The organism is Burkholderia sp. 22PA0099, from assembly GCF_047497165.1.
Taxonomy (GTDB): Bacteria; Pseudomonadota; Gammaproteobacteria; order Burkholderiales; family Burkholderiaceae; genus Burkholderia.
The window spans coordinates 1,926,056-1,950,291 of sequence record NZ_CP163164.1 but is presented as its reverse complement, the minus strand read 5'-3'; the positions used below and the strand labels follow the sequence as shown (position 1 = coordinate 1,950,291).

28 protein-coding genes, 3 tRNA genes and 1 pseudogene are annotated in these 24,236 nt (G+C 63.7%); 26 read left to right on the top strand and 6 right to left on the bottom strand.

Annotated elements, in window-relative coordinates; genetic code table 11:
* Together dnaB and AB4851_RS08665 are read right to left on the bottom strand one after the other, a co-directional pair.
* Entirely contained in the window at positions 1 to 1,362 is a 1,362-nt protein-coding gene (gene dnaB, locus AB4851_RS08670) for a replicative DNA helicase (RefSeq protein WP_414446842.1), read from the bottom strand.
* Between the two features lie 22 nt (positions 1,363 to 1,384).
* Positions 1,385 to 1,891: a phage regulatory CII family protein gene (locus tag AB4851_RS08665; RefSeq protein WP_414446841.1), complete on the bottom strand. Its 507-nt coding sequence runs from the start codon at positions 1,889 to 1,891 to the stop codon at positions 1,385 to 1,387.
* A gap of 92 nt (positions 1,892 to 1,983) precedes the next feature.
* On the opposite strand from AB4851_RS08665, the gene AB4851_RS08660 reads away from it, so the two are divergent.
* On the top strand, positions 1,984 to 2,196 hold the full coding sequence (locus AB4851_RS08660; protein ID WP_414446840.1) for a hypothetical protein: 213 nt from the start codon (positions 1,984 to 1,986) through the stop codon (positions 2,194 to 2,196).
* Here AB4851_RS08660 and AB4851_RS08655 read toward each other — a convergent pair.
* Complete coding sequence (locus tag AB4851_RS08655) at positions 2,169 to 2,438, bottom strand: hypothetical protein (protein WP_414446839.1); 270 nt, start codon at positions 2,436 to 2,438, stop codon at positions 2,169 to 2,171. The two genes, AB4851_RS08660 and AB4851_RS08655, sit on opposite strands and share 28 nt — an antisense overlap.
* 74 nt (positions 2,439 to 2,512) lie before the next feature.
* Here AB4851_RS08655 and AB4851_RS08650 point away from each other — a divergent pair, with 74 nt between their 5' ends.
* The 15 genes from AB4851_RS08650 (at position 2,513) to AB4851_RS08580 (ending at position 12,475) form a co-directional block, all read left to right on the top strand.
* Positions 2,513 to 2,989, top strand: a complete 477-nt coding sequence (locus AB4851_RS08650; protein WP_414446838.1) for a helix-turn-helix domain-containing protein — start codon at positions 2,513 to 2,515, stop codon at positions 2,987 to 2,989.
* Positions 2,990 to 3,415: 426 nt separating this feature from the next.
* Entirely contained in the window at positions 3,416 to 3,739 is a 324-nt protein-coding gene (locus tag AB4851_RS08645) for a hypothetical protein (protein ID WP_414446837.1), read from the top strand.
* Positions 3,740 to 3,809: 70 nt separating this feature from the next.
* Entirely contained in the window at positions 3,810 to 4,046 is a 237-nt protein-coding gene (locus AB4851_RS08640) for a hypothetical protein (RefSeq protein WP_414446836.1), read from the top strand.
* A 523-nt stretch (positions 4,047 to 4,569) separates the two neighbouring features.
* Positions 4,570 to 5,130 carry a PRTRC system protein E gene (locus AB4851_RS08635; RefSeq protein ID WP_414446835.1) on the top strand — a complete coding sequence of 187 codons (561 nt, stop codon included), beginning with the start codon at positions 4,570 to 4,572 and terminating at the stop codon, positions 5,128 to 5,130.
* 11 nt (positions 5,131 to 5,141) lie between these two features.
* Positions 5,142 to 5,528, top strand: a complete 387-nt coding sequence (locus AB4851_RS08630; protein WP_080757241.1) for a PRTRC system protein C — start codon at positions 5,142 to 5,144, stop codon at positions 5,526 to 5,528.
* Between the two features lie 4 nt (positions 5,529 to 5,532).
* Entirely contained in the window at positions 5,533 to 5,718 is a 186-nt protein-coding gene (locus AB4851_RS08625) for a hypothetical protein (protein WP_186159308.1), read from the top strand.
* Positions 5,715 to 6,788, top strand: coding sequence for a PRTRC system protein F (locus AB4851_RS08620; protein WP_414446834.1), 1,074 nt, complete (start codon positions 5,715 to 5,717; stop codon positions 6,786 to 6,788). Before AB4851_RS08625 ends, AB4851_RS08620 begins: the two co-directional genes overlap by 4 nt.
* A complete protein-coding gene (locus AB4851_RS08615) occupies positions 6,785 to 7,513 on the top strand; it encodes a PRTRC system protein B (protein ID WP_414446833.1) in 729 nt (242 codons plus the stop codon). Before AB4851_RS08620 ends, AB4851_RS08615 begins: the two co-directional genes overlap by 4 nt.
* A 1-nt stretch (position 7,514) precedes the next feature.
* Positions 7,515 to 8,327 (top strand): PRTRC system protein A, encoded by an 813-nt coding sequence (locus AB4851_RS08610; protein ID WP_414446832.1) that lies wholly within the window; start codon positions 7,515 to 7,517, stop codon positions 8,325 to 8,327.
* Positions 8,324 to 8,704, top strand: coding sequence for a hypothetical protein (locus AB4851_RS08605; protein ID WP_414446831.1), 381 nt, complete (start codon positions 8,324 to 8,326; stop codon positions 8,702 to 8,704). The genes AB4851_RS08610 and AB4851_RS08605 overlap by 4 nt, the downstream gene beginning before the upstream one ends.
* Complete coding sequence (locus AB4851_RS08600) at positions 8,704 to 9,477, top strand: PRTRC system ThiF family protein (RefSeq protein WP_414446830.1); 774 nt, start codon at positions 8,704 to 8,706, stop codon at positions 9,475 to 9,477. The genes AB4851_RS08605 and AB4851_RS08600 overlap by 1 nt, the downstream gene beginning before the upstream one ends.
* Positions 9,478 to 9,479: 2 nt before the next feature.
* Positions 9,480 to 10,301, top strand: a complete 822-nt coding sequence (locus AB4851_RS08595) for a ParB/RepB/Spo0J family partition protein (RefSeq protein ID WP_414446829.1) — start codon at positions 9,480 to 9,482, stop codon at positions 10,299 to 10,301.
* Complete coding sequence (locus tag AB4851_RS08590) at positions 10,294 to 11,922, top strand: hypothetical protein (protein WP_414446828.1); 1,629 nt, start codon at positions 10,294 to 10,296, stop codon at positions 11,920 to 11,922. Before AB4851_RS08595 ends, AB4851_RS08590 begins: the two co-directional genes overlap by 8 nt.
* Positions 11,919 to 12,173, top strand: coding sequence for a hypothetical protein (locus AB4851_RS08585; protein ID WP_414446827.1), 255 nt, complete (start codon positions 11,919 to 11,921; stop codon positions 12,171 to 12,173). The genes AB4851_RS08590 and AB4851_RS08585 overlap by 4 nt, the downstream gene beginning before the upstream one ends.
* Positions 12,170 to 12,475, top strand: a complete 306-nt coding sequence (locus tag AB4851_RS08580) for a hypothetical protein (RefSeq protein WP_414446826.1) — start codon at positions 12,170 to 12,172, stop codon at positions 12,473 to 12,475. The genes AB4851_RS08585 and AB4851_RS08580 overlap by 4 nt, the downstream gene beginning before the upstream one ends.
* On the opposite strand, the gene AB4851_RS08575 is transcribed toward AB4851_RS08580, so the two are convergent.
* The gene (locus AB4851_RS08575; RefSeq protein WP_414446825.1) at positions 12,472 to 13,485 is read right to left on the bottom strand and encodes a tyrosine-type recombinase/integrase; all 1,014 of its coding nucleotides are present in this window, start codon (positions 13,483 to 13,485) and stop codon (positions 12,472 to 12,474) included. The two genes, AB4851_RS08580 and AB4851_RS08575, sit on opposite strands and share 4 nt — an antisense overlap.
* Positions 13,486 to 13,651: 166 nt before the next feature.
* Between AB4851_RS08575 and AB4851_RS08570 the strand changes: the two are divergent.
* From AB4851_RS08570 to AB4851_RS08545, 6 genes and pseudogenes are all read left to right on the top strand, one after another.
* Positions 13,652 to 16,090: pseudogene (locus AB4851_RS08570) on the top strand (nitrate reductase subunit alpha); the annotation flags it as partial.
* On the top strand, positions 16,087 to 17,613 hold the full coding sequence (gene narH, locus AB4851_RS08565; RefSeq protein ID WP_414446824.1) for a nitrate reductase subunit beta: 1,527 nt from the start codon (positions 16,087 to 16,089) through the stop codon (positions 17,611 to 17,613). The pseudogene AB4851_RS08570 and the gene narH, both read left to right, overlap by 4 nt.
* On the top strand, positions 17,610 to 18,341 hold the full coding sequence (narJ, locus tag AB4851_RS08560; RefSeq protein WP_414446823.1) for a nitrate reductase molybdenum cofactor assembly chaperone: 732 nt from the start codon (positions 17,610 to 17,612) through the stop codon (positions 18,339 to 18,341). The genes narH and narJ overlap by 4 nt, the downstream gene beginning before the upstream one ends.
* Positions 18,342 to 18,383: 42 nt before the next feature.
* Positions 18,384 to 19,067, top strand: a complete 684-nt coding sequence (gene narI, locus AB4851_RS08555; RefSeq protein WP_414446822.1) for a respiratory nitrate reductase subunit gamma — start codon at positions 18,384 to 18,386, stop codon at positions 19,065 to 19,067.
* A 9-nt stretch (positions 19,068 to 19,076) separates the two neighbouring features.
* Complete coding sequence (locus AB4851_RS08550) at positions 19,077 to 19,877, top strand: peptidylprolyl isomerase (protein ID WP_414446821.1); 801 nt, start codon at positions 19,077 to 19,079, stop codon at positions 19,875 to 19,877.
* 19 nt (positions 19,878 to 19,896) lie between these two features.
* Positions 19,897 to 21,174, top strand: coding sequence for an MFS transporter (locus tag AB4851_RS08545; protein ID WP_414446820.1), 1,278 nt, complete (start codon positions 19,897 to 19,899; stop codon positions 21,172 to 21,174).
* Between the two features lie 78 nt (positions 21,175 to 21,252).
* Here AB4851_RS08545 and AB4851_RS08540 read toward each other — a convergent pair whose 3' ends face one another.
* Both AB4851_RS08540 and AB4851_RS08535 read right to left on the bottom strand, forming a co-directional pair.
* A complete protein-coding gene (locus AB4851_RS08540; protein WP_414446819.1) occupies positions 21,253 to 21,666 on the bottom strand; it encodes a DoxX family protein in 414 nt (137 codons plus the stop codon).
* A gap of 173 nt (positions 21,667 to 21,839) precedes the next feature.
* Positions 21,840 to 22,565 (bottom strand): pirin family protein, encoded by a 726-nt coding sequence (locus AB4851_RS08535; RefSeq protein ID WP_414446818.1) that lies wholly within the window; start codon positions 22,563 to 22,565, stop codon positions 21,840 to 21,842.
* A gap of 138 nt (positions 22,566 to 22,703) precedes the next feature.
* Between AB4851_RS08535 and AB4851_RS08530 the strand changes: the two genes are divergently transcribed.
* The 4 genes from AB4851_RS08530 (at position 22,704) to AB4851_RS08515 (ending at position 24,166) form a co-directional block, all read left to right on the top strand.
* A complete protein-coding gene (locus AB4851_RS08530; protein ID WP_414446817.1) occupies positions 22,704 to 23,612 on the top strand; it encodes a LysR substrate-binding domain-containing protein in 909 nt (302 codons plus the stop codon).
* 137 nt (positions 23,613 to 23,749) lie between these two features.
* Positions 23,750 to 23,826: transfer RNA gene (locus AB4851_RS08525), tRNA-Val, on the top strand.
* Positions 23,827 to 23,971: 145 nt separating this feature from the next.
* A tRNA-Val gene (locus AB4851_RS08520) sits at positions 23,972 to 24,048 on the top strand.
* Between the two features lie 41 nt (positions 24,049 to 24,089).
* A tRNA-Val gene (locus AB4851_RS08515) sits at positions 24,090 to 24,166 on the top strand.
* The last annotated feature ends 70 nt before the right edge of the window (positions 24,167 to 24,236 follow it).

Here is a 24,236-nt window from a genome sequence, read left to right as displayed (position 1 = left end):
TTATTCCGAGCCCGATCCGGCGAAATTCTCGAACCGGGTGATTGCGTTTTGGAACGCGAGCCGCACGGTCCCGATCGGGCCGTTTCGCTGCTTCGCGATAATGATTTCTGCCGTGCCGCGGTCTGCGCTGTCGGGGTTGTAAACCTCGTCCCGATAGATGAAGAGGATCACGTCGGCGTCCTGCTCGATCGCGCCAGATTCCCGCAAATCCGACATGACCGGCCGCTTGTTCGGCCGCTGCTCCAGGCCGCGATTGAGCTGCGAGAGCGCGATGATCGGCACGTTCAGTTCTTTGGCGATTTGTTTGAGCGCGCGCGAAATTTCAGCCACTTCACCGGCACGCATTTCGTTATTCCCGTCGCCTGACATGAGTTGCAGGTAATCGACAACGACAACGCCAAGCTGGCCGCGCTCACGGTGCAGGCGGCGCAGCTCGGCCTTGAATTTCGACGGAGTGATTGCGGAGCTGTCGAGGATCTCGATCGGGGCATCCGCCATAAGCTCGACGCCACGCGTTAGGCGCGGCCAATCGTCGTCATCGAGTCGACCAGTACGGAGGCGGTTTTGCGAGATCCGAGATGCCGAGGCGAGCATACGAAGCGTCAGCTGATCGGCCGGCATTTCTAGAGACAGCACGCCAACAGGTAGCCCAAGATCAATCGCCACGGCCTCGGCGATATTCATGGCAAACGAGGTCTTGCCCATCGACGGCCGCCCACCGACAACGATCAGCTCGCCACCATGCATACCGTCGAGCCGATCGTCGAGATCAACGAATCCGGTCGACGTACCGGTGATACCCCCTCGGACCGGACGATGAAACAGCTCGTCGATCCGCTCGACGACGCGCGTTAGGGATGGCTGCATCGGCTGGAAACCAACCGTCGATCGCGAACCCGCATCGGAGAGGCGCAGAAACGCCGCCTGCGCCATATCAATAATTTCCGACGCCTCTTTTCCGTTGGTGTTGTGGCATTGGTCGATCACACCACGAGCAGCCCGCACTGCACCGCGCAGCTGAGCACGCGCGCGCACAATGCCGGCGTAACGCTTGAGGTTCGCTGCACTCGGCGTCGAGCCGACTAAGTCATTGAGGTAACTGAGCGGTTCGGAGATAGTCGAATTTATCGACTTCAGTCGCTCGAAGACGGTAACAACATCAGCCGGCCGCTGGCTGATGATCAGTTGAGTTATTGCCGAGAAAATCGCACGATGATCGCCGACAGTGAAATCCTCTGCGGTCAATTCCGCAGCGATCACGTCGTATGCGCCGTTGTCGAGCATGAGCGCGCCAAGCACGGCCTGCTCAGATTCAACGGACGCAATTACCCCGCGCGCTTCAGCGTTTTTGCTGGCGCCCATTGCAACTCCAGATCAGGACGCGTTAGCGCGATTTGACGACGAGAGCGCGAGCGGTATGCACGGCATCCTCGATTTGCCGTTGGCTCTCGCGAGCAGCACGCTCGATCGCATCGACCTCGTGCTGCTCGATAATTCCATCCTCTACCGCCCGTTGAATTTCCTCGGCAAAGCGGCCCGCATACGTGCACACCACCAATGCGGCAGATACAAGCGCGGAAATATCCGCCGTATTTTTCCCGGCGATCGGTGCGCCGGCCACGAGACCGAATCGCGCATTCAGCGCGTGCAACGCATCGAGCGCGTGCGGCTGGTTTTTTTCTTGCATCCACTCGATCAACATCTCGAACATCTCGGCCGTAATGCGCGCGCCCTCGACCTCACGCAATTTGAGCCGCAGCGACTCCCCCGTAATCCGCACACCCCGCCGCTCGCTCAAGTAGCGAGCGGCGTCTCCGACTTTTCCCGGCGTCTTGCGGACCGACTGATACAAAACATCAGTCCACTCACTGTCGCTATATTGGTGAGCCATTTTCTACCCTTGAATTTCAGAGTTTTTCATGCTGTTAACGTTGGCTGGGTTCACATAGGATTGCGTCACGACACCACTCGGAACGCAAACAAATGGAAACGAGCCACCCCTACGATTTTCGCTGCGGCTTTTGCGGATTTATCCGCAAGGAATCTATCGAGCGAGCACTGAGCGGGCGACTGGATCCGCCCGTTTGGTGCCCGGAATGCCGCAATCCGATGGACCTGGATGAATTCGACGTCGAAAAGCAGGCGAAGAAAGCTGGCCTGCTACCGCTCTACGACGAAGAAATCACGGCGCCCTGATGAACATCCGCGGCGGCAGGCAGTTCGAGCAACGCGGCGCGCGCGACCTTTCCTCGCGTCATAGCCTCTATTGCGCCGGCATAGTTCGTTTCGCCAGTCCAATCAGTACGCGGCAGCCGACCTTTTGCAACCCACTTTCGTACGGCCTGGTACGTCACAGGCCGAGGGATGCGCGCGTTTAATGCCTTCGTGAAGGCGGTGATGCCGCCAGCGTCGGCGACGGCAGATTCGATTAGGTTCATGCCGCGATTCTAGAACCAATAGTTACCTACAGCAAGAACTGATTGTTCCGGCCCAGACAACGACAATAGAACCCATGGTTACCATCGACGAACGACAGGCTTTTTCGGACCGGCTGAATTTGGTGCTGGACGATGCGGGCTATCCGCCCAAGGGGAGTGGACGCCAAAATCAGCTCGCCAAAGATTGGGGGCTGAGTCAGAAGGGCGTACGGAAATGGCTCGAAGGCGAAGGTGTGCCCGAGACTACACGCTTGGTCGAAATGTCCAAGCGATATGGCGTCAGCTTCGAATGGCTGGCGACAGGCCGCCACCCCGTGTCGCTTGCACCCAGCTCGGAAGTGGTCAAAGCCACGTCAGTCGTACCCGGCCCTAGCCCGGCAAGTGAGGATGCGGCTCAGCTCGTGAATGCAATCAATGTCGCCGACACGACGGGCATGCCGGCCGAGGTATTTCAATCTATGTCTTTGATGCTAAAGACAATCCAGAATCTACGGCCCCAGTCTGAGCCTCGCCGTTTGGACATAAACGCTCCAGACCTCGGAGCGGAGTAAGGTTCCAGTCGTACACGGCCGCGTGCCGAAACACCCCCCTTTCGCCGGTGCGGATCTCACGCCCTGAAACCGGCCCTCCTAGTATCTCTACGTTCCAATCAAATTCGGGGCTTTCATGCGGCCCCGTGATCTTTACGATCAGGCCGACGTACGCCTCATTCAGAGGACATCGGCTAATTATCGCCGTATCCCCACTCCTACACCGGTTTGCGCCCCGCGCCACACCTTCGCCTTGCATCGCCGCCCCCACGCGTCAAGTTCCTTAACTACTGTATATAAACACAGTATCAAACTCCGATTGCATTCGCCAGACCTACGTCACCTTTCACACACATTGCCGAAAAGGTCACTTTTAGTTCTTGTAAAAGGTAACCTATAGTTCTATGATTCGTTCCGTATCACCCACCTACCAACCGGGACGAAGCCATGAAAATCGAAGCGCGCAACACCATCGATCAATCACGCGGCATCGCGAATTTCGCCGGGCGGATCCACGTCCTCGTTACGCGGGCCGCGAAGAAGAATGCACCGGCACGCCAACCGATGAGCGATGACGTCGTCTCGTGGAATTTCAAAACTGTTTCGCAAAAGCGCGGCATGCGCGTGGCCGGACGCGTTTTCCACATCGCTCGCAACGTGTCCGCGATCGCGGGCCTGTTTTTCTTCTACCTGTTGATCCACGGCTACAACCAGTACGCCGAACTGGACAAGGCATCGACGCAGCCCTGCGTCGTTAGTCGCTGCTCGTAACCGAGGCCGCGCAGCAGTTCATGCAGGAATTTCTTTTTTAATTTGGTGTCCTTATTTTTCGTCGCGAAGAATGAACAAGCCCACTCGCACCGCCGCTCAACTAAGGGAATTGATTCTGGATGCCGTGGCTGCAACGGCTTACGAGTCTTTTTTGCGAGACAAGCGCCCGCAGGAGGAGCTCTCCGACGACGCGTGTCTGCGCTTGGCGGCGATCGTAGGGCAGCTTTGGCGTGCCGAGCCGGAAATTGCACATGCACTCGCCACGGCGGCTGGCCTGGGCGAAATGTTCCGGCCCGGCGAACTGTAATCGCCATGCATAGCCAACCCCTTCCTCGTCATTTGCTTCGCGCTGAGTGGCAACTGCTACGGATGCGCGGCGATTTCGATGCCGCGATTCAGCGCGAGGCGACGGTACGCATGCTGGAATCGTCGGCTCGTGCGCGCGCAGCACGTGACGCTCGGCGCGTCGACGTAAAGCGCATGCAGGCGGGCGACGAGGATTGATCGATGGCACGTTTCCATGTTCGCTGCGTGAAGTGCGCCGCTCGCCGATGCCTGAAACGCCACCCCGATAAATACCTCCGCCTGCCCGCATGCCGGACCTGCGGCCGTCGCAAATATCGCATCGATCGCTGGATGAATCGGCGCGACACGACGCGTATGCGCTGCGTTGGCTGCTCTGGCTACTGGTTCCCCCATCGACGCGGATCTCTGTACTGCTGGCATCGAGCCGACGGCACGGACCGCTACCCCGGCGATCCCGATTTCAGGGATCGCAATTACGACGGCCTCGCGGCCGCTTGACCATCCCTCCCCGGAGAAATAGCGCCATGTCCTTATTTACGGCGCTGCACGACATCGCTCGCGCAGCCAACATTTCCGTCCTGATTTCCGCCGAAGGTGACGATCGCATCCGCGTTCATGTTACGCCGGTCCAGTCGGCGAAGGCAGAGAAAAAGCTTTGGCCCCTGTCGCTCGTCGGTACGCCTGCCGAGCTCGACGAGCAGTTCGCAGCGGCTGTCGCAGCATATCAACCGGGCGCGCTGTCGGTACTCGACCAAGCGCTCGCGTGCGCTGCCGCGAATTCGACCGGCAAGGCGGCGCCCGCTGCACTTCCGGCGCCGGCATCCGCCGCCGCAGCATCGGATAAACCCCGCCGCGGGCGACCGCCGAAAAACAAGACCGCTGACGACACGCCGGCGGGAGGGGCGCCCGAGCCGCAAGCGGACCCCCGCCAATTGTCCATCACGGACGACACCCCGCCCAATCCGAACGACGAAGTTCGCGAAGAACGGGATGGAGAGCCCGAGACGACGAGCAATGGCGAAGAACCCTCGAGCGATGGCGTCGCGGCCGCTACGGCCGAGGGTGCCGGCCTCGACGTGTGGTGAGCGAGGACGCCATGCAAATCGAAAACCTGCAACGCGAGTTCTCGTACAACGGGGCCAAGCTGGCCGACCCGGCGCCGAACATGACGCCGAACCAGATCCGCGAATTCTATTCGCAGACCTACCCGGAGTTGACCAACGCCGAGGTGGAAGGGCCAGTCATCAACGGCAATCGCAGCGTGTACACGTTCCGTCGCGCCGTCGGCACGAAGGGCACCGGCGGCGCCACTGAAGAACTCGACACGCCGCAGAAGATCAGCGCCGTGCTGGCGGTCGTCGCGCCCGGCGCCATTCGAACCTACCTTGTCGAGCTGGATCGCTTCGCGAGCGCGCATGTCTGCCCGTTGCTCGACGAAGAGGTCGCGTTTATTGACGCGCTGCACGCGCGTTACGCGAAGTAACGCCATGACGCTGAGCGAACTGAGAAAGCGTCTCCGCGAAGATTCGCTTTCTCCCCAAACCATCGAAACGACCGTTGCCTCGCACGTCAACTCGCCGCTCGCATGCGCGGTCAACGCCATCGTGACGAGCCGCGATACCGACGGCGAAATGCTTCGCCTGCCCTCGGAATTGATGCCGATATTGCCATGACGCCTCTACCTCTCGTCCTCCCGACAATTTCGCCGAAGGTGCCGACACGCTATGTCACCGGCTCCGACCGGCATTTCATACGCGGCCTCGCGCTCGCCTTGGTTAATGGCCGAGTCGTGACCAAGGCGGACGCCGAGCAGCTAGGCGGGTCGACCGACGAGCGGACAGTCGCCGAGGGGACTATCTACCGTGAGTGGCAAGAGATCACGAGCGGCCTTCGCTGGTTCGACTGGAATCTGCGCGTAGTCAACGAAGGGAACCCGGCAAAGTCGGCATGGTTCCTGATCCACAGCAGAGACGGCATAGGAAATGCCCCCGTTCGATTCATCGGCGCTGGCATTCAACGACTGGAGCGCGCTGTCCCTGGCCTCGGGCAAACCGTGCTGGCGGTCTTGTACGAGACGTGCGCGCATTACTTGCCGTCGGTCCTCACGCCGCAGGAAACGCTCGGGCTTGCCGAATACATGTACTGGCATGGCGAGGCTGACGAGTTTGCCGCCATGGACGAGCTTGCGCTCATGTACGACCTAAAGATTCCTAAAGAGCGCACGGACGAAGCAATCGACGAATTCTTTGCCCAATGCGACACCCCCCGCCGTCGCGAGTTTTTCCCCACTGCACCCGAGTGGGCATGCTACCCGCAACGGGTGCTTACCGCCGATGAGGTGGCGTGCGCCCACACCAGAACCAACGACATCATTTTCGTTGATGCCGTCGTGCATGCATGCGACGCGATCCATGCAATCGTCAACAGCGGCAGGAAGTTTGCACGCGTGAATTGCTCGGATGCCGGCGAGCACGGCATCGACTATGCAACGTTCCTGCTCTGGGAGCAGGAAGACGGCACCGGCCGCGTGCTGGATGATTTCTGGAATAACGAGTTGCAGGGCGATTACCTTGAGGCATCGGCCGCTATCGCACTTCCCTTTGCCGGCAAAGCGATAGGCAACTGGTTCGAGCGGATGCATAACACCGCCGCACTCGCGCGCGCCACCGAAGAACTGATTTCGTTCCTAAGCGTTGATGCCGAAGAGGACGCGCCTGCACAACGAGTCGAGGTGCGCGTATGAGTTCGGTCGACATCAACAATGGCGACGAAGCGACGCTGCTGCTTGATTCCGCGCTTCTGCTCTACCGCGGGCGGACGGGATCGAATGGCCTCGAAAAAGTCTACGTCACACGCCACGCTGCACGCGTCATCGACGGCGTGCCGACGCTGCTCGCGGGCCAGCCGGCAACGAAACAGCAACTCGCCAGCTTCGCTCGCGCGGCATCAAAGCACATGGGTAATTTCGGCTTCGTTCATGAGCGCGTGATCTTCACCGCGCCGAATACGGTCGCATGGTGGGCACCGGCCTTGCCTCGCTCCACTTGGTTTGCCGCCGATAAGCCAATCGGGAATCGCCACGGCGAAGCCCAGCATCCGGCGCTCATCTTCGTCGCGTACGGTGACAAGCGCTACGCGTTTGCCCTTGAGCATAGCTGCCGGCCCGATGCAGACACCGCGATATTCCAGGCGCCGCACTTCAACGTTTCTGACAACGGCTGGATCTGCACGGGCAACGTTGATTGCTCAGATCGCCCCAACACCGTCGACGTCGAGAAATACGAGAACGACGACTTTTTCCGCAGCCGCTTCACGCATGCAAATGCCAAGCGGCTCATCGCTGGCGGTAGCGCCGTCCGCCTCTGGATGGATTTGCTTGACGGCGCACCCTTCCCAACCGATCGCCTCATTCCGCTCGACACGACGGTCGGCGCGGTCATTCAACGCATTACCAACCGGAGCAACTGACATGTCCACCAACTTCGCCGCCATTCAGTCGGAATTCGATGCGTCGACCGGCGCGGCTCTGAAAGACCTTGGCGCCATCCTGACCAAATTCGGCTTCGACGTCGCAGCTGCCGTTGCCGCCGCCCAAGCGCGCCCGATCGCGGCAGCGGCCGACGACGAGAAGATCGCCCTCGACAATGCCCTGTTCGATAGCGCCCCGGTCGCAACCGTTCCGGCCCATGCCGAATTCGCACCGCTTCAGGACATCGGCCACCGCTTCCTGATCGCAGCCGAAGGCATATTCATCGAGATCCGGCGTCCCTGGCTTCACCTCATTCAGCAGATCAGCACCATCGAGGGCGCCACGCGACCACCCTACGGGAAAATCGCACCGAAGATGGAGTTCGCGTTCGGGCGCCTGGGCGCAGCTCAGCATCTGTTCCGCCGCTTCGGCGAAGAAGCCAACAGCGCATCGCCCAACGAGCACGCGGCCTGGATCATCTGGAACGACCGTGATCGGCAACTCGAATACAAGCCTGTCTCGATCAAAAGCGCCACGCCCGACTCGCTCGATATCGACCGCCCGGCCCTCGCCGCGCACGAGAGTCTCGTCGTCGATCTGCACAGCCACGGCATCGACCCGGCATTCTTCAGCCCGACCGATGACGCAGACGATATCGGCGAAGTCAAAATTTCGGGCGTTATCGGCGGGCTCGCTGCCGGCACTGAAAAGACCGTCGTATTCCGTCTGTGCGCCCTCGGCCGTGCCGTTCACCTCAAGGTGCCGGTAACCGCGTTTTTCCCGGCCACCGAACCCGCTGAGGCCACGGCGTGAACCAGCTCGACATTCTCGAACTCGCCGCAAAAGCGGCCGGCTGGGAATCCCGGCGCTATACCGTCCGCGACTTGACCGTGCCGCACGTGCGCGCCCATCCGGACAACGCGTGGCGTCATTTCGATTCCCTCACGTCAGCCAGCGACGCACTCGAACTCGCCGCAGCCGCACGGATCGACATGCTTCACAGCGGCGACTTCGCAGCAGCGTATGCCGGCACCGGCGCATTTCGGCAATTCGCACATGACGATATCAGCGAGTCGGCCGACAGCCATAACCCGCACGACGAGCGCACGCGGGCGATCTGCCGAGCGCTGACCGAGTGCGCGGCGAAGATCGGCCGCGACATCGGTGAACCATGGTGGAGGACTTTGTAATGCACCGCACACCGGCTCGATTTATCGGTGACCGCCGCGTCCGAACCATTGTCGTCGGTTGTGGCGGCACCGGTTCGCAAATGTTGACCGGCCTCGGACGCCTCAACCACGCATTGCTCGCACTAGGCCATCCGGGCCTAGACGTGACGGCGCTCGACTCTGACACCGTCAGCAATGCAAACGTCGGCCGGCAAATGTTCAGCCCGGCCGACGTCGGCCGGCACAAAAGCGTGGTGCTGGTGCATCGGCTCAACGCATTTTTCGGCACGAACTGGACTGCCCGGCCCGTGCATGCCGGCGCCGACGAGCTCGTTCGCGGCGCCCCGGATCTGGTGATTATGTGCGTCGACAGTGCAGCTGCACGCGCGAAGCTTGCCCCGATCTTGTGGAAGTCGAATTGCTACGTGATGGACCTCGGCAACCGGGCCAGCGACGGCCAGGTCATTTTCGGCGCGTCGCGCGACGCCGAGGGCAACCGAGCCGCGGATCAGAAAGACGGATCGCCGCTGCCCTGGCCTTACGCAATGCTGCCCGAACTCGTCGACGAGTGGGCACCCGAGGACGACACGCCGAGTTGCAGCCTCGCCGAAGCGCTCGAGCGACAAGAGCTATTTATCAATCAGGCCGTCGTCACCCAGGGCCTAGCCATCCTCTTCGAATTTTTCCGACACGCGCGCCTCACCTGGTGCGGCGCGTTCGTCAACCTGAAAACCGGCAATGTCCGGCCGATTAATGTGCCGGCGGCGCCGGCAACCGCCACGGAAGAAAAATAACTATGGCAAAGAATTCTGTTGAAGCTTACGGGGCCGAGGGCAAAACGAATTTGCTCTATTTCGATCCGGAAAAGCTTGTGCTGGTGACCGACAAAAACTCGCCGCTTTACGACGATCGCGTTCACCTGCCAGTCGACGAGGTAATGGCGCATAGCATCGACTATCAGGGCGTCCAGCAGGCTATCTCCATTTCGAAAAACCCCGAGACGGGCGAGACGGAAGTCGCGCTCGGCCGACAGCGAGTTAAAGCCGCGCGCCTCGCAAATGTCTGGCGCGCAAAACGCGGCGAGCCGCTGCGCCAGATCCCCGCCGTCGTGTTCCAAGGCAAGCGCGAGAACGCGATCGAATCGATCGTTGCCGAGAACGAGCAACGTCAAGCCGACACACCCCTCGGCCGTGCCGAGAAGATGCGCCAGGTGCTCTCGCTGGGCCGCAGTGAAGGGCACGTTGCGATGGTCTTTCATTGCTCGGTCGCGACAGTGCGCTCCACGCTCGCGCTGCTCGAGTGCTGCAACGACGTACAGAAGGCCGTCGACAGCGGAAAGGTGCCGCTCACCCATGCGAACAAGCTCGCCAAGATGAAGCCGGATCAGCAGCGCGAGAAGGTGCGCGAACTCGTTAAGGCAGCGGACACACAGAAGCCGCATGAGCGAGCGCGCACCCAGCGCGCCGTGATGGGAGAGGCCGCCGCACGCATGAAGACGCGCAAGCAGGTCGAGGCCGAAATCAACGTCAGCACTGGCGAGCGCGCATCCGCGCTTCGCTGGGTTCTCGGCATCGAAGCCGAGGCAATTGCCAAAGCCACCGGAGGCAACAATGAGTAACCAACAGACCACCGCAGTACGCCACGCGAATCTCGAAGGCCTGCGCGAGAGTTTGCTGGCACCCCGCGAGATCAAGCGCGATGCCCAAGGCTGGCTCACGCACCCCGCCATGCCATGTTGCGACGAAGACGTGCGTGCCGACGAGTTTCTTGCGGCGTTCCGCATCGAAGCCGCATTCGTGGGCATGGAGTCGGACCCGGCGAGCGAAGCCTACGATACCTATTTCGAACGCGGTGACGCGGACTGTTCGGCCTGGACGCCTACACCGCCGACCGGTGACGGCTGGATGCTGCTGGAGATCTACGATACCGAGGATGGGCCGTATGCCCTGTTCGGTCGCGATCGATACGAGGTCAAGCGAGCGGAGAAGCGAGCGAACCTGCGCCACATGCGCCAGCGCCTCGGGCTTGACGCCGCTCCCGCCGCCCCGGTCGCCGAGCCGATGGCTGCGATGCCGGGCGAGCGCGCCGTGATCGACATGCTGATCGCGTTGGCGCGCGCCACGTCCATTGCGCTGGACGACAGCGAGGAAATGACCGGAGACGATGGCCGCCAGCACGTCATCGACAGCGCCAATTTCGACGCCGTGTCGAATGCGCTCGATGTGCTCGACGAGTTGCCTGACGACAAGCCTGGCTACACGCTCAGCGCCGCCGGCAAAGCAGAATGGGCGCTGCGCAACCTCGGCACCGCTCAGGCTGTCGCCGCCGATGTCCCGCACGCGTGGGCACCCTCGCGCATCTGGCTGCAACGCGGCCAAGGCCCTGCCGACTCACACACCTGGCACTCCGACTCGATCGGCGACGTGCAGGAAGCTGAGTACGTGCGCGTCGGGGATCAGGCTGTCGCCGCTGATGGGGCGGCCACGCCAAGCGAACGCGCCGTGATCGATATGCTTATCGCGCTGACGTGCGCGACATTCCGTGCGCTGGACGACAGCGAGGAAGTGGTCGGCGCCGATGGTCGCCAGCACATCATCGACAGCGTGAATTTCGATGCGGTTTCGGATGCGCTCGATGCGCTCGACGGGCTTCCGGACGACAAGCCCGACTACACCCTCGACGCCGGCGGTAAGGCCGAATGGGCGCTCCGGAATCTGCGCGCAGTAGTATCGCCGGCCACGGCCGACGAGCGGGCGGCGTTCGAGCGCGACAAGGAGCGAGTGGATTTTGACGCATGGTACGAGTCGGTGGGTCGCCCCTGCTTCGGCAACATGAAGTCAGCAATGTGGCTTGCTTGGCAAGTTCGCGCATCGCAGGCCGCCGCACCGGCCGAGGCGCGCGATCCGGTCGCGTGGATGACGCTAGATTGCGTGAACCTGAAGCCGTCCAGCGTCTACCTAGATCGATCGGAAGTGTCCGACATGCGCCCCGAGCACGTCGTGCCGCTCTACCGTGGTGTCGCCCCTGCCGATGCGAGAGAGGCGGTGGCGAGCGAGAAGCGCATCGCCGAGTTGACCGAGCAGGTGGCGCACCTTCGGGCAGTCGCCACCGAATACAACGACCTCATCTGTCACATGTGCGCTGCCGGCGATTTTCACGAGTTCATGGCCGATCGGAAACAGAAACGCGAGGATGCCGCCGCTGCTCAGGGCGCTCAGAGCGAAGGGGGTGATCGATGAATCTCTTCCACAAATGGCGCGAGCGCCGCCGGGCCATCCAGCGCGACCGTGAGACGCTGCACCGCTACCGGATCCGCATCCGCGAGTACGACCGCTGGCTGGCCGAGTTCCCCGACATCTGCCGCGTGCTGGAGAACCTGACCGGCGAGAGCGAGTACGAGGGTCGCCCCGACACCGTGGGCGTGTCGCAGCTCCGCGACGAGCTTCGAGCAATGCGTCAACCGCGCATCACCACGGAGTGCGGCAAATGAACATGAACGAACCCGAACAATTCATCGCCGAGCTGCGCCGCCTGGTGGACGCTCTCGCCCAACCCAGAAAGCTCGAAGAAACTTTGTGGAGCACCGAGCAAATCGCGAAGTGGTTCGGCCTGTCAAAACAGACCGTTGAGCTTCGGGTCGTCACACGTCCTGATTTTCCGCCGGGCGTGCGGCCCGTCGACACGGTCCAGGCCCAACGTCGCTGGTTCGCGAGCGACATCGTAGAGTGGGCACGCCGGAACCGCGGCCACCTCCCCACGCCCCGCAAGGGACGTCCCCGCAAAGCGGCCTAATCGAGACGTGCCGCCAGCTCGGCGGCCGTCTCGTCGTAGTAAATCATCAACGATTTCAGGTCGCGATGACCGATCATTTTCGCCAATGCTAGGACGTGGAGGCGCTTCGCCAAACGCGTTGTGGCCTCGTGGCGAGAATCGTGGAAATTCAACGTCTTGATGCTTGGCATTGTCTTCGCCAGATCGTTTCGATGCTTCCGCCATGTTGCCTCGGCACTCCGGGGATTCACTGGGATGCACCTAGATTCACCACCCATCCTCGGCAAGCGCCGAAGCAGCAGTACTGCGCGCGTGGATAACGGAACATCTCTCATATCCCCATTCTTTGTTTTGGGCAACCGAACGTATCTTTCCTCCAGGTGCACATTTCCCCAATCTAGACTAAAAATCTCGCCATGACGCATGGCCGTCTCTATCGCCAAAAGGAAAGCGAGCGCAGTGTATTGTTGCAATGTTTCGACCGGCCCGGCCTCCTGCAACCCGAGAACGCGGCACATGGCATCTGCATCCGAATCTGGAACGCGCCTGCTCCGAGACGGCGGGTTTCTCGGGCGCCTCATCTCGTGTAGCGGATTCGTGTGAATCCATTTCCATTCGTCCTTTGCTGCGGAAAATACCGCCGATAGCAAATTCAAATCTCGGTTCACAGTCGAGGCTTGCACTGACTTGAGGCGTTCGTCACGCCACCTGGCAATCTGTTCGGGCTTGATGGATCTTATTTGATCGCCCACGAACGCGCCCATCGACAAACGAAACGCTTCAAGCCGGCTTTCGTTCCATGCGTGCCTGGACATGCCTGGGGATACCTTAGCCAAGTACTCATCAAACCCATCAGAAAGTGTTTTTGGGATTTTCGAGTACGATCGTCTCTTGCCAGCATCAATCTCCGCCTCGAGCTTGGTCGCCCAGGCCACCGCCATCGCCTTGGTGTCGAATGAGCCTGACTCACGAATGCCACCGCGCGCGACCTCCGCACGCCACGTCTTCCCTCGCTTCCTGTAACTAGCCATCACTCCGCCCGGGCGTAAATTTGGCGTAAATCATATCCCGAACTTGATGGAATTTGATCTGCATTGCAGGAATTTTGCTACCCGCCGCCCGCCCAAACTCCAAGCCTACAAAGGCTTTGGTGGAGTTTGATAGAAATTTACAGACTCTGAAATTCGGGGGCGGTTACCGTATTTCGGCAACCAGCCGCACGCGCATTTCGCGTCCACGAAGCACGGCTCGACGCTGACGCGCAAGATCGGCGCACGCCGCATCGCCACGCGCGACGGCGAGATGCTGGTGGCGACCGTCTACGATCTGTTCATCGCCAACTACGGCCTCGATCAAGGCCTCGGCGGCCAGGACGTGGCCGCATCCTACGACGACGACCTGCCCTACACGCCGGCGTGGCAGGAAGCGATCACGGGCGTCAAGCGCGCCGACGCGATCGCCGTGGCCCGGCAGTTCGCCGACAACGCGCTGAAAACGCGCGGCAAATCGATGGTGATCATCGGCGCGGGGATCAACCACTGGTTCCATATGGACATGTCGTACCGCGCGATCATCAACATGCTGGTCATGTGCGGCTGCGTGGGCCAATCGGGCGGCGGCTGGTCGCATTACGTCGGCCAGGAAAAGCTGCGGCCGCAAACCGGCTGGCAACCGCTGGCCTTCGGGCTGGATTGGCAGCGCCCGCCACGCCAGATGAACGCCACGTCGTTCTTCTACGCGCACACCGATCAATGGCGCTACGACGCGATGGACCCGCGCACGCTGCTCTCGCCGCTCGCCGATCCGGCCGGCTTCGCCGGCACGGCGATCGACTACAACGTGCGCGCCGAGCGCATGGGCTGGCTGCCGTCGGCACCGCAACTCGGCGAGAACCCGCTGCGCGTCGGCGCAAGCCTGGCCGGTGAAACCGGCGCGGAAGCGGCCCGGCAGGTCGCGCAGCGGCTCGCCGCCGGCTCGCTCACGATGGCCAGCGAGGACCCCGACGCGCCCGCCAACTTTCCGCGCAACCTGTTCGTCTGGCGCTCGAACCTGCTCGGCTCGTCGGGCAAGGGCCACGAATATTTCCTCAAGCATCTGCTCGGCACCACCCACGGCGTGCAAGGCGAGGATATCGGCGCGAGCGGCGCGGCCCGCCCCGAGGAAGTGCGCTGGCATGAGGAAGCACCGCGCGGCAAGCTCGACCTGCTCGTCACGCTCGATTTCCGGATGTCGACCACCTGCATGTATTCCGACATCGTGCTGCCCACGGCCACGTGGTACGAGAAGGACGACATGAACACGTCGGACATGCATCCGTTCATCCATCCGCTGTCGGCCGCCGTCGATCCCGCCTGGGAATCGCGCAGCGACTGGGAAATCTTCAAGGGCATCGCGCGGCGCTTCTCCGAGCTGTGCGACGGCCATCTCGGCATCGAGCACGACGTGGTGCTCGCGCCGATCGCCCACGACACACCCGGCGAACTGGCCCAGCCGTTCGACGTGCAGGACTGGAAGCGCGGCGAATGCGAGCCGGTGCCGGGCCGCACGATGCCGGCCGTCAGCGTGGTCGAGCGGCATTACCCCGATACCTACCGCCGCTTCACCTCGCTCGGGCCCTTGCTCGACACGCTCGGCAACGGCGGCAAGGGCATCGCGTGGGACACCCGCGAGGAAGTCGAACTGCTCGGCGCGCTGAACCGCCTGACCGAGCCCGACGGCCGCCCGCGCCTCGACACCGCGCTCGACGCGGCCGAAACCATCCTCGCGCTCGCACCCGAAACCAACGGCGCGGTGGCGGTGAAGGCCTGGCATGCGCTGTCGTCGATCACCGGCCTCGAACACGCGCATCTGGCCGCCTCACGCGAGGACGAAAAAATCCGCTTCCGCGATCTGCAATCGCAGCCGCGCAAGATCATCTCGTCGCCCACCTGGAGCGGCATCGAATCGGAACACGTGTCGTACAACGCCGGCTATACGAACGTGCATGAGCTGATCCCCTGGCGCACGCTCACCGGCCGCCAGCAGCTCTATCAGGATCATCCGTGGATGCGCGCGTTCGGCGAGGCGCTGTGCGCCTACAAGCCGCCGATCGATACCGGCAGCTACGCGCACATGCTCGGCACGCGCTCGAACGGCAACCCCGAACGCGTGCTGAATTTCCTGACGCCGCACCAGAAATGGGGCATCCACAGCACCTACACCGACAACCTGCTGATGCTGACGCTGTCGCGCGGCGGCCCGATCGTCTGGATGTCGGAAGACGACGCGCGCGCGATCGGCGTGGCCGACAACGACTGGATCGAGTGCTACAACGCCAACGGCGCGCTGTGCGCCCGCGCCGTGGTCAGCCAGCGTGTGCCGCTCGGGATGGTGATGATGTACCACGCGCAGGAAAAGCTCACGAACGTGCCCGGCTCGGAAATCACCGGCACGCGCGGCGGCATCCACAACTCGGTCACGCGCATCGCGCTGAAGCCCACCCACATGATCGGCGGCTATGCGCAACTGTCGTATGGCTTCAACTACTACGGCACGGTCGGTTCGAATCGCGACGAATTCCTGATCGTGCGCAAGATGAACCGGATCGACTGGCTCGATGGCGAAGCCACGGGCGCCAACGTGGGAGAACCCGAATGAAAGTACGCGCACAGATCGCGATGATCCTGAACCTCGACAAATGCATCGGTTGCCACACCTGTTCGGTGACCTGCAAGAACGTCTGGACCAGCCGCGAGGGCATGGAATACGCCTGGTTCAACAACGTCGAGAGCAAGCCGGGCATCGGCTACCCGAAGGATTGGGAGAACCAGCAGCGCTGGCGCGGCGGCTGGAAACGGCGCGGCGACGGCAAGCTCGAACCGCGCCAGGGCGGCAAGTGGCGGCTGCTCGCGCAGCTTTTCGCGAACCCGCACCTGCCCGAGATCGACGATTACTACGAGCCGTTCACGTTCGACTACGCGCACCTGCATCAGGCCGGCAACATGCAGGCGATGCCGGTGGCACGGCCGCGCTCGCTGATCAGCGGGCAGCGCATGGAGAAGATCGAATGGGGGCCGAACTGGGAGGAAATCCTCGGCGGCGAATTCGAGAAGCGCTCGCAGGACGCCAACTTCGAGGCCGTGCAGAAGGATATCTACGGGCAGTTCGAGAACACCTTCATGATGTATCTGCCGCGCCTGTGCGAGCACTGCCTGAACCCGGCCTGCGTGGCCTCGTGCCCGTCCGGCTCGATCTACAAGCGCGAAGAGGACGGCATCGTGCTGATCGATCAGGACAAGTGCCGCGGTTGGCGCATGTGCGTGTCGGGTTGCCCGTACAAGAAGATCTACTACAACTGGCAGAGCGGCAAGGCCGAGAAGTGCATCTTCTGCTACCCGCGCATCGAGTCGGGCGAGCCGACCGTCTGCTCGGAAACCTGCGTGGGCCGCATCCGCTATCTCGGCGTGCTGCTGTACGACGCCGACCGCATCGCCGAGGCCGCGACCGTTGAAAACGAAACCGATCTGTACGAGGCGCAGTTGTCGGTGTTCCTCGATCCGCACGATCCCGAGGTGCTGGCGCAGGCCGCGCGCGACGGCGTGCCGGCCGCCTGGCTCGACGCGGCACGGCGCTCGCCGGCCTACAAGATGGCGATCGACTGGAAGATCGCGTTCCCGCTGCATCCCGAATACCGCACGCTGCCGATGGTCTGGTACGTGCCGCCGCTCTCGCCGATCAACGCCGCCGCGAACAGCGGCGCGCTCGGCATGAACGGCTACCTGCCCGACGTCGATTCGCTGCGCATTCCGCTGCGCTACCTCGCGAACCTGCTGACGGCCGGCGACGAAGCCCCCGTGAAGCTCGCGCTCGAACGGCTGCTGGCGATGCGCGGCTTCATGCGCGCGCGCCACGTGGACGGTGTCGAGGCGCTCGGCGTGCTCGATCAGGTCGGGCTGTCGCTCGCGCAGGTCGAGGAGATGTATCGCTATCTGGCGATCGCCAACTACGAAGACCGCTTCGTGATCCCCACCACGCACCGCGAATACGCCGAGGACACCTTCGGCCTGCGCGCCGCCTGCGGCTTCTCGTTCGGCAACGGCTGCTCCGACGGCCGCACCGACGGCAGCCTGTTCGGCATGAAGCGCGGCGCGAAAACCATTCCGATCCGGGAGACCTCATGACCACCGCTCACGATGCAGCGCACCCCGGCGACGCCGTGTACGCCGCGCTGTCGATCCTGCTCGACTATCCCGAGGCCGCGCTGCTCGATTCGCTGGCCTCGATCGAGGCGACCCTCGATGCGCACCCGCGTGTGCCGAAAGCCGCGCGCGCTGGGCTGGCGCGCTTCTATGCCTACCTGCGCGAACGCGACCTGCTGACGCTGCAGGAAAACTACGTGGCGCTGTTCGACCGAGGCCGCGAGACCTCGCTGCATCTGTTCGAGCACGTGCACGGCGAATCGCGCGACCGCGGCCAGGCAATGGTCGACCTGATGCAGATGTATGCGCAGAAGGGCCTGCAACTGAAGCCCGGCGAGCTGCCCGACTACCTGCCGGTGTTCCTCGAATACCTGTCGCGCCTGCCGGCCGACGAGGCGCGCTCACTGCTGGCCGAAACCGGCGAAATCCTCGGCGCGCTGGCCGAACGGCTGGCCGCGCGCAACAGCCACTACGGCTTCGTGTTCGGCGCGCTGCTGCCGCTCGCGGGCCTGGGCCGCGCCGAGCCGCGCCATGCGCCCGATGCCACCGGCCAGCCCGACGACGACGATGCGCACCGCCGCCCCGCCGCCGCCGATTACCGCGCGCTGGACATGAGCTATGGCGAGCCGGCCGTGCGCTTCGTCGGCGCGAGCCTGCCGAGCGAGCAACCGGTGCAGTTCCATGCGCGGCGCCCCGCGCGCCACGGCTGAGGCCTCATCCCTCATGCCCAATCGATTCGACGGGAAAAAGTCATGAACGCTTACCTGCATCCCTTTCTGTTCGGCGTCTATCCGTATATCTGTCTCGCGGTGCTGCTGGTCGGCAGCCTGATCCGCTTCGACCGCGAGCAGTACTCGTGGAAAAGCGATTCGTCGCAACTGCTGCATCGCGGCGCGCTGCGGCTCGGCAGCAACCTGTTCCATTGGGGCGTGCTCGTCGTGGTGCTCGGTCACTTCGGCGGCTTCCTCGTGCCGCACTGGCTCGTCTCGTCGTTCATGTCGGCCTCGGCGCACCAGCTCGTGGCGATGGTGGCGGGCGGCGCGGCCGGTGCTGCAGCGATCCTCGGCCTGACGATCCTGATCGCGCGCCGCCTCGGCAGCACGCGCATTCGCCGCCACAGCCGGCGCTCCGACATCCTGATCGTGGTGATGCTGTGGGTGCAGCTCGCGCTCGGGCTGGGCACCGTGGTGCTGTCGACGCGGCACATGGACGGCGCGATGTTCGAGCAACTGACCGATTACGTGAAGGGCATCGTCACGTTCCAGCCCGGCGTGGCGGCGCTGCTCGCGGGCGTGCCGCTGACCTACCGCCTGCACATCCTGCTCGGCTTCACGATCTTCCTGGTGTCGCCGTTCACGAGGATGGTGCATATCTGGAGCGGCATCGCCTCGCTGGCCTACCTGATCCGCCCGTATCAACTGGTTCGCAAGCGCTGAGGAGCCGCCATGTCACAACACGAGGCCCTCCTGTCGGCCGCCCCGTTGACGGTCAACGGCATCGAGATCGGCAGTGCGGCGATCGCCGCCGAATTCGAAGCCGAAGCGGCGCTGCACGACGATGCGGCCGCCGCGCTCGATGCCGCCCGGCGCACGCTCGCGATCGGCGAATTGCTGCGTCAGCGCGCCGTGGCGCTCGCGCTGATCGGCACCGATGCCGCACTCGACGACGCCGCGCTCGATGCCCTGCTCGCGCGCGAACTGACCCACCTGCCGGTGCCGACCGATGCCGATTGCGAGCGCTTCCATGCGCAGCATCCGGCGCAGTTCCGGCATGGCGACATCGTCCACGCCAGCCACATCCTGTTCGCCGTCACGTCGCGCGTGCCGATCGCGCCGCTGCGTGCCCGCGCCGAGGACACGCTCGCGGCCTTGCTGGCCGCGCCGGCCGGCTTCGAAGCCGCCGCGCGCGAATCGTCGAACTGCCCGTCGGCCGAGATCGGCGGCAACCTCGGGCAACTGCTGCGCGGCGACACCGTGCCCGAGTTCGAGGCGGCCCTGTTCGACGGCGACACGTTCGGCGTGCTGCCGCGCATCGTCAACACGCGCTATGGCTTCCACATCGTACGGATCGATCGGCGCGTGGTGGGCGACACCCTCCCGTTCGCGCTGGCGCGCGAGCAGATCGCCAGCTATCTGACCGAACGCGTGCGCCGCGACGCGATGCGCCAGTACGTGGCGATCCTCGCCGGTGGCGCGCGCATCGCGGGCGTGACGCTCGACGGCGCGAACGGCTCGCTCGTTCAATGAACCCAGCAAAGGATTTTCCATGACTCCCATTCATGACGCCACGGCGTCCCCCTCCCCGCCCGAAGTCGGCCTGCGCGCCTGGTCGGTGCTGGCCGCGAGTACGCTCGCCTTTCTGGTCTGCTTCGTGGTCTGGATGATGTTCGGCGTGCTCGGCGTGCAGTTGCGCGCCGACCTCGGCCTGAACAGCACCGAGTTCGGCCTGCTGACCGCCACGCCGGTGCTGACCGGCGCGATCATGCGGCTACCGCTCGGCATCTGGACCGACCGCTTCGGCGGCCGCATCGTCATGACGGTGTTGCTGGTGCTGTGCGCGGTGCCGGTTTATATCGTCAGTTATGCGACGCAGCTCTGGCAGTTCCTGCTGATCGGCCTGTTCCTCGGTTGCGTGGGCGCGTCGTTCGCGGTGGGCACGCCCTATGTCGCGCGCTTCTTTCCGCCGAAGCGGCGCGGCTTCGCGATGGGCGTGTTCGGGGCCGGCACCTGCGGCGCGGCCGTCAACCTGTTCGTCACGCCGTCGCTGCAAGTGGCCTACGGCTGGCGCGCGGTGCCGCGCATTTACGCGGTCGCCCTGCTCGTCACGGCGCTGATCTTCTGGCTCGCCTCGGCACCCGATCCCGGTGCGGGAAAACGCGGCGGCTCGCTGCTCGATTCGTTCCGCGTGCTGCGCGACCGGCGCGTCTGGCGGCTGTGCCAGTACTACTCGATCACGTTCGGCGGCTTTACCGCGCTGTCGCTCTGGATTCCGCAATACCTGACCCACGAATACGGCATGACGCTGGTGGTGGCCGCGGCGTTCGCGGCCGGCTTCTCGCTGCCCGGCTCGCTGCTGCGCGCATTGGGCGGCGCGCTGTCGGACCGCTTCGGCGCGCATTCCGTGACCTGGTGGGGGCTGTGGGTCGCGTGGATCTGCCTGTTCGTGCTGTCGTATCCGGCCACCGATTTCGTGATCCACACGATCGACGGCACCGCCGCGCTGAAGGTCGCCATGCCGCTGGCCGGCTTCGTCGTGCTGACGTTCGCGCTGGGCGCCGTGTTCGCGCTCGGCATGGCCTCGACGTTCAAGTATGTCGCCGACGATTTCCCCGACAACATGGGCGTCGTGACCGGCATCGTCGGCCTCGCAGGCGGGCTCGGCGGCTTCCTGCTGCCGATCCTGTTCGGTATGCTGCTGGACCTGCTGCGCGTGCGCACCACCTGCTTCATGCTGCTGTACGGGATCGTCTGGGTGTCGCTGATCCTCATCTACGTGTCCGAGGTCCGCAAGGCGCCGGTGACGGGGCAGGCCGCCACGCGCTAGTTACGCCGCGCAGGCTCGCAACGCAAAACGCCCGCTCGATTCGAGCGGGCGTTTTGCATGGGGCGCGGCGATGCCGCCTCAGCGGCGGTCGATCGAGAACCGCCCCGGGCCGGCGACGGCCAGCACCAGCAGGCCGCCGACGATGCTGACGTTCTTGTAGAAGTTGATCAGGTTGGCGTAGTGCTCCATGCCGCTCATGGTCCAGTAATGGTGGCCGATGAACGCGGTGCCGAGCGTGTAGAGCGCCAGCAACAGCGCCACCGGGCGGGTCCAGAAGCCGAGCACGATCAGCACCCCGGCCACGAACTCCATCACCACCGCCACGGCCGCCGCCAGCATCGGCGCGGGCACGCCGGTCGAGCCCATGTAGGCGACGGTGCCCGAGAAGCCGGTCAGCTTCTGCCAGCCGAACATCACGAACAGCACCATCATCAACACGCGCGCCACCAGCAACACGCCGTCCTTTTGACCGTCGAGAGAGAGATAACGCATGGTCGAATCCTTTTCAAACCTGATGTTCCGGTATCGATGAAGGCCGCGCCGGCCCCGTGTTTCCGGCGCTCGGAGCCATCATCGAATGATTAGTCTTGCAAAGCAATAGCGGTGAACGCTGCCCCATCGAAAGCAGCCGCGCGCCGCAAGCGCGCGGTTGCCGCTGACGCCGCTCAGGCCCAGTCGGCCGTCACTTCGACCGGACGCAGGTCGAACACCAGCACTTCGGCATCCTGACCATTTCTGAAGTTCAGCACGTCCTCGCCGCGAATCCGCGCGCCGTCGCCTTCGCCGAGCGCGACGCCGTTGACCGCCAGGCTGCCGCGCGCCACATGCACATACACGAAGCGGCCGGCCGGCACCGCCAGGCTCGCGGCTTCGTCGCCGTCGAACAGGCCGGCGTAGATCCGCGTGTCCTGGCGAATCGCCAGCGCGCCGTTCGCGCCGTCCGGCGACACCACCAGCCGCAGTTGGCCGCGCTTGTCGGCGGCCGGCACGTTGGCCTGCTGATAGCGCGGTTGCGCGCCCTTTTCCGACGGCCCCACCCAGATCTGCAGGAAGTGCACCGGCTGGTCCTTCGAGTGGTTGAACTCGCTGTGGGCCACGCCGGTGCCGGCGCTCATCAGTTGCACGTCGCCGGGCACGATCACCGAGCCGGTGCCCATCGAATCCTTGTGTTCGAGCGCGCCTTCGAGCACGTACGACAGGATTTCCATGTCGCGGTGCGGGTGGGTGCCGAAGCCGCGGGCCGGGGCGACGCGATCGTCGTTGATCACCAGCAGATCCGAGAAGCCGACTTGCTGCGGATCGTAGTAGTTCGCGAACGAAAAGGTGTGGCGGGAGTTGAGCCAGCCATGTTCGGCACGGCCGCGGGCGTTGGCGTTACGGACTTCGATCATGTTGATTCTCCGGTGGATCGCGCTGCGCCCCTGTGGTGCGGCGTCGATCGGATGAGATGAATCTTAAGTCAACCGAAGTGATAGATAAATCGCATGTGAGATAATCATCGTCCCATTTTGGTGGACAATCAGCCGCCCATGCAACTCGACGATCTGCGCATCTTCATCTCGACCGTGGAGGCCGGCAGCTTCACGGCCGCCGCCGACAAGCTCTTGCTGTCCAAGCAGTTCGTCAGCCGGCGCATGGCGGCGCTGGAGGCGGCGCTGCACGTGCGCCTGCTGAACCGCAACACGCGCAAGCTGGCCGTGACCGAATCGGGGCAGGCGTTCTATCGCCATGCGCAGCGGATTCTGGCCGAGGTCGCGCAGGCCGAGGAAGCGATGTCGACGCGCCGCACCGAGCTGCACGGCTCGCTGAAGATCAGCGCGCCGATGTCGTTCGGCATGAGCCACCTGTCGCCGCTGCTCGCCGAATTCCTGGCCGCGCATCCGGCCGTGCGGCTCGATGTGGAATTGAGCGACCGGCGCGTGGACCTGATCGGCGAGGGCTTCGACCTTGCGCTGCGGATCGGCGCGCTGGCCGATTCGACGCTGGTCGCGCGCACGCTCGGCACGCTGCGCATGATCGCGTGCTGCAGCCCGCACTATCGCGCGCAACACGGCGAGCCGGCCACGCCGGCCGAACTGCATCGGCATGCCTGCCTGCTCTACGGGCAGGAAGGCCGCGACGGCTGGGAATTCGAAACCGAGCACGGGCGACGCGCCTACGACGTGCAGGGGCCGCTGATCGCGAACAACGGCGACGTGGTGCGCGACGCGGCCATCGCCGGGCTGGGCGTTGCGCTGCTGCCGCAGTTCATCGTCGGGCCGGCGATCGCGAGCGGCGCGCTGGTGCCGATCCTCGCCACGCATGCCACACCGTCGTTGCGCCTGAGCGCCGTGTATCCGCAGCATCGGCAAGGGTCGACGGCGATCCGCGCGCTGCTCGCGTTTCTGGAGGAGCGGCTCGTCACGGCGCTCGACGCCGCGCCGTCGCCCGCTGCGTAGCGACCGCTGCGGCAAGGCATCGAACGCACCTGCTTGCACGCACATCGATGCGCATATCGCCACGCACACGAAATCGTCATGAAACGCGCGGGGGTGCTTGCAACATCGAGCGAGCCTCTCTATAATTCGCGCCTCGCAGGCTCGTAGCTCAGTTGGTTAGAGCACCACCTTGACATGGTGGGGGTCGTTGGTTCGAATCCAATCGAGCCTACCAACGAATTCGGAATGGACGGCAGGCGCCGCGCTCCTCTCGAACGCGGAACACGCTTCCCGTCCATTGTCTTTTTCGGCGGCTGGTTTTTGCGGCACTTGCAGCATGGTTTCAGGCAGCACCGCCCGCGCATCGCGCAAGGCACCTCAGGCTCGTAGCTCAGTTGGTTAGAGCACCACCTTGACATGGTGGGGGTCGTTGGTTCGAATCCAATCGAGCCTACCAACGCATTCGCAGTACCGCCCGCGCATCGCGCCAGGCACCCTAGGCTCGTAGCTCAGTTGGTTAGAGCACCACCTTGACATGGTGGGGGTCGTTGGTTCGAATCCAATCGAGCCTACCAACGCATCCGACATGGACGGCAAGCGCCGCGCTTCTCTCGAACGCGGTTCCGCTTCGCCGTCCATTGTCAT

Coding starts and splice junctions, on each gene's coding strand:
- dnaB (WP_414446842.1), bottom strand. CDS start 1,362: ATGGGCGCCAGCAAAAACGCTGAAGCGCGCGGGGTAATTGCGTCCGTT.
- AB4851_RS08665 (WP_414446841.1), bottom strand. CDS start 1,891: ATGGCTCACCAATATAGCGACAGTGAGTGGACTGATGTTTTGTATCAG.
- AB4851_RS08660 (WP_414446840.1), top strand. CDS start 1,984: ATGGAAACGAGCCACCCCTACGATTTTCGCTGCGGCTTTTGCGGATTT.
- AB4851_RS08655 (WP_414446839.1), bottom strand. CDS start 2,438: ATGAACCTAATCGAATCTGCCGTCGCCGACGCTGGCGGCATCACCGCC.
- AB4851_RS08650 (WP_414446838.1), top strand. CDS start 2,513: ATGGTTACCATCGACGAACGACAGGCTTTTTCGGACCGGCTGAATTTG.
- AB4851_RS08645 (WP_414446837.1), top strand. CDS start 3,416: ATGAAAATCGAAGCGCGCAACACCATCGATCAATCACGCGGCATCGCG.
- AB4851_RS08640 (WP_414446836.1), top strand. CDS start 3,810: ATGAACAAGCCCACTCGCACCGCCGCTCAACTAAGGGAATTGATTCTG.
- AB4851_RS08635 (WP_414446835.1), top strand. CDS start 4,570: ATGTCCTTATTTACGGCGCTGCACGACATCGCTCGCGCAGCCAACATT.
- AB4851_RS08630 (WP_080757241.1), top strand. CDS start 5,142: ATGCAAATCGAAAACCTGCAACGCGAGTTCTCGTACAACGGGGCCAAG.
- AB4851_RS08625 (WP_186159308.1), top strand. CDS start 5,533: ATGACGCTGAGCGAACTGAGAAAGCGTCTCCGCGAAGATTCGCTTTCT.
- AB4851_RS08620 (WP_414446834.1), top strand. CDS start 5,715: ATGACGCCTCTACCTCTCGTCCTCCCGACAATTTCGCCGAAGGTGCCG.
- AB4851_RS08615 (WP_414446833.1), top strand. CDS start 6,785: ATGAGTTCGGTCGACATCAACAATGGCGACGAAGCGACGCTGCTGCTT.
- AB4851_RS08610 (WP_414446832.1), top strand. CDS start 7,515: ATGTCCACCAACTTCGCCGCCATTCAGTCGGAATTCGATGCGTCGACC.
- AB4851_RS08600 (WP_414446830.1), top strand. CDS start 8,704: ATGCACCGCACACCGGCTCGATTTATCGGTGACCGCCGCGTCCGAACC.
- AB4851_RS08595 (WP_414446829.1), top strand. CDS start 9,480: ATGGCAAAGAATTCTGTTGAAGCTTACGGGGCCGAGGGCAAAACGAAT.
- AB4851_RS08590 (WP_414446828.1), top strand. CDS start 10,294: ATGAGTAACCAACAGACCACCGCAGTACGCCACGCGAATCTCGAAGGC.
- AB4851_RS08585 (WP_414446827.1), top strand. CDS start 11,919: ATGAATCTCTTCCACAAATGGCGCGAGCGCCGCCGGGCCATCCAGCGC.
- AB4851_RS08580 (WP_414446826.1), top strand. CDS start 12,170: ATGAACATGAACGAACCCGAACAATTCATCGCCGAGCTGCGCCGCCTG.
- AB4851_RS08575 (WP_414446825.1), bottom strand. CDS start 13,485: ATGGCTAGTTACAGGAAGCGAGGGAAGACGTGGCGTGCGGAGGTCGCG.
- narH (WP_414446824.1), top strand. CDS start 16,087: ATGAAAGTACGCGCACAGATCGCGATGATCCTGAACCTCGACAAATGC.
- narJ (WP_414446823.1), top strand. CDS start 17,610: ATGACCACCGCTCACGATGCAGCGCACCCCGGCGACGCCGTGTACGCC.
- narI (WP_414446822.1), top strand. CDS start 18,384: ATGAACGCTTACCTGCATCCCTTTCTGTTCGGCGTCTATCCGTATATC.
- AB4851_RS08550 (WP_414446821.1), top strand. CDS start 19,077: ATGTCACAACACGAGGCCCTCCTGTCGGCCGCCCCGTTGACGGTCAAC.
- AB4851_RS08545 (WP_414446820.1), top strand. CDS start 19,897: ATGACTCCCATTCATGACGCCACGGCGTCCCCCTCCCCGCCCGAAGTC.
- AB4851_RS08540 (WP_414446819.1), bottom strand. CDS start 21,666: ATGCGTTATCTCTCTCTCGACGGTCAAAAGGACGGCGTGTTGCTGGTG.
- AB4851_RS08535 (WP_414446818.1), bottom strand. CDS start 22,565: ATGATCGAAGTCCGTAACGCCAACGCCCGCGGCCGTGCCGAACATGGC.
- AB4851_RS08530 (WP_414446817.1), top strand. CDS start 22,704: ATGCAACTCGACGATCTGCGCATCTTCATCTCGACCGTGGAGGCCGGC.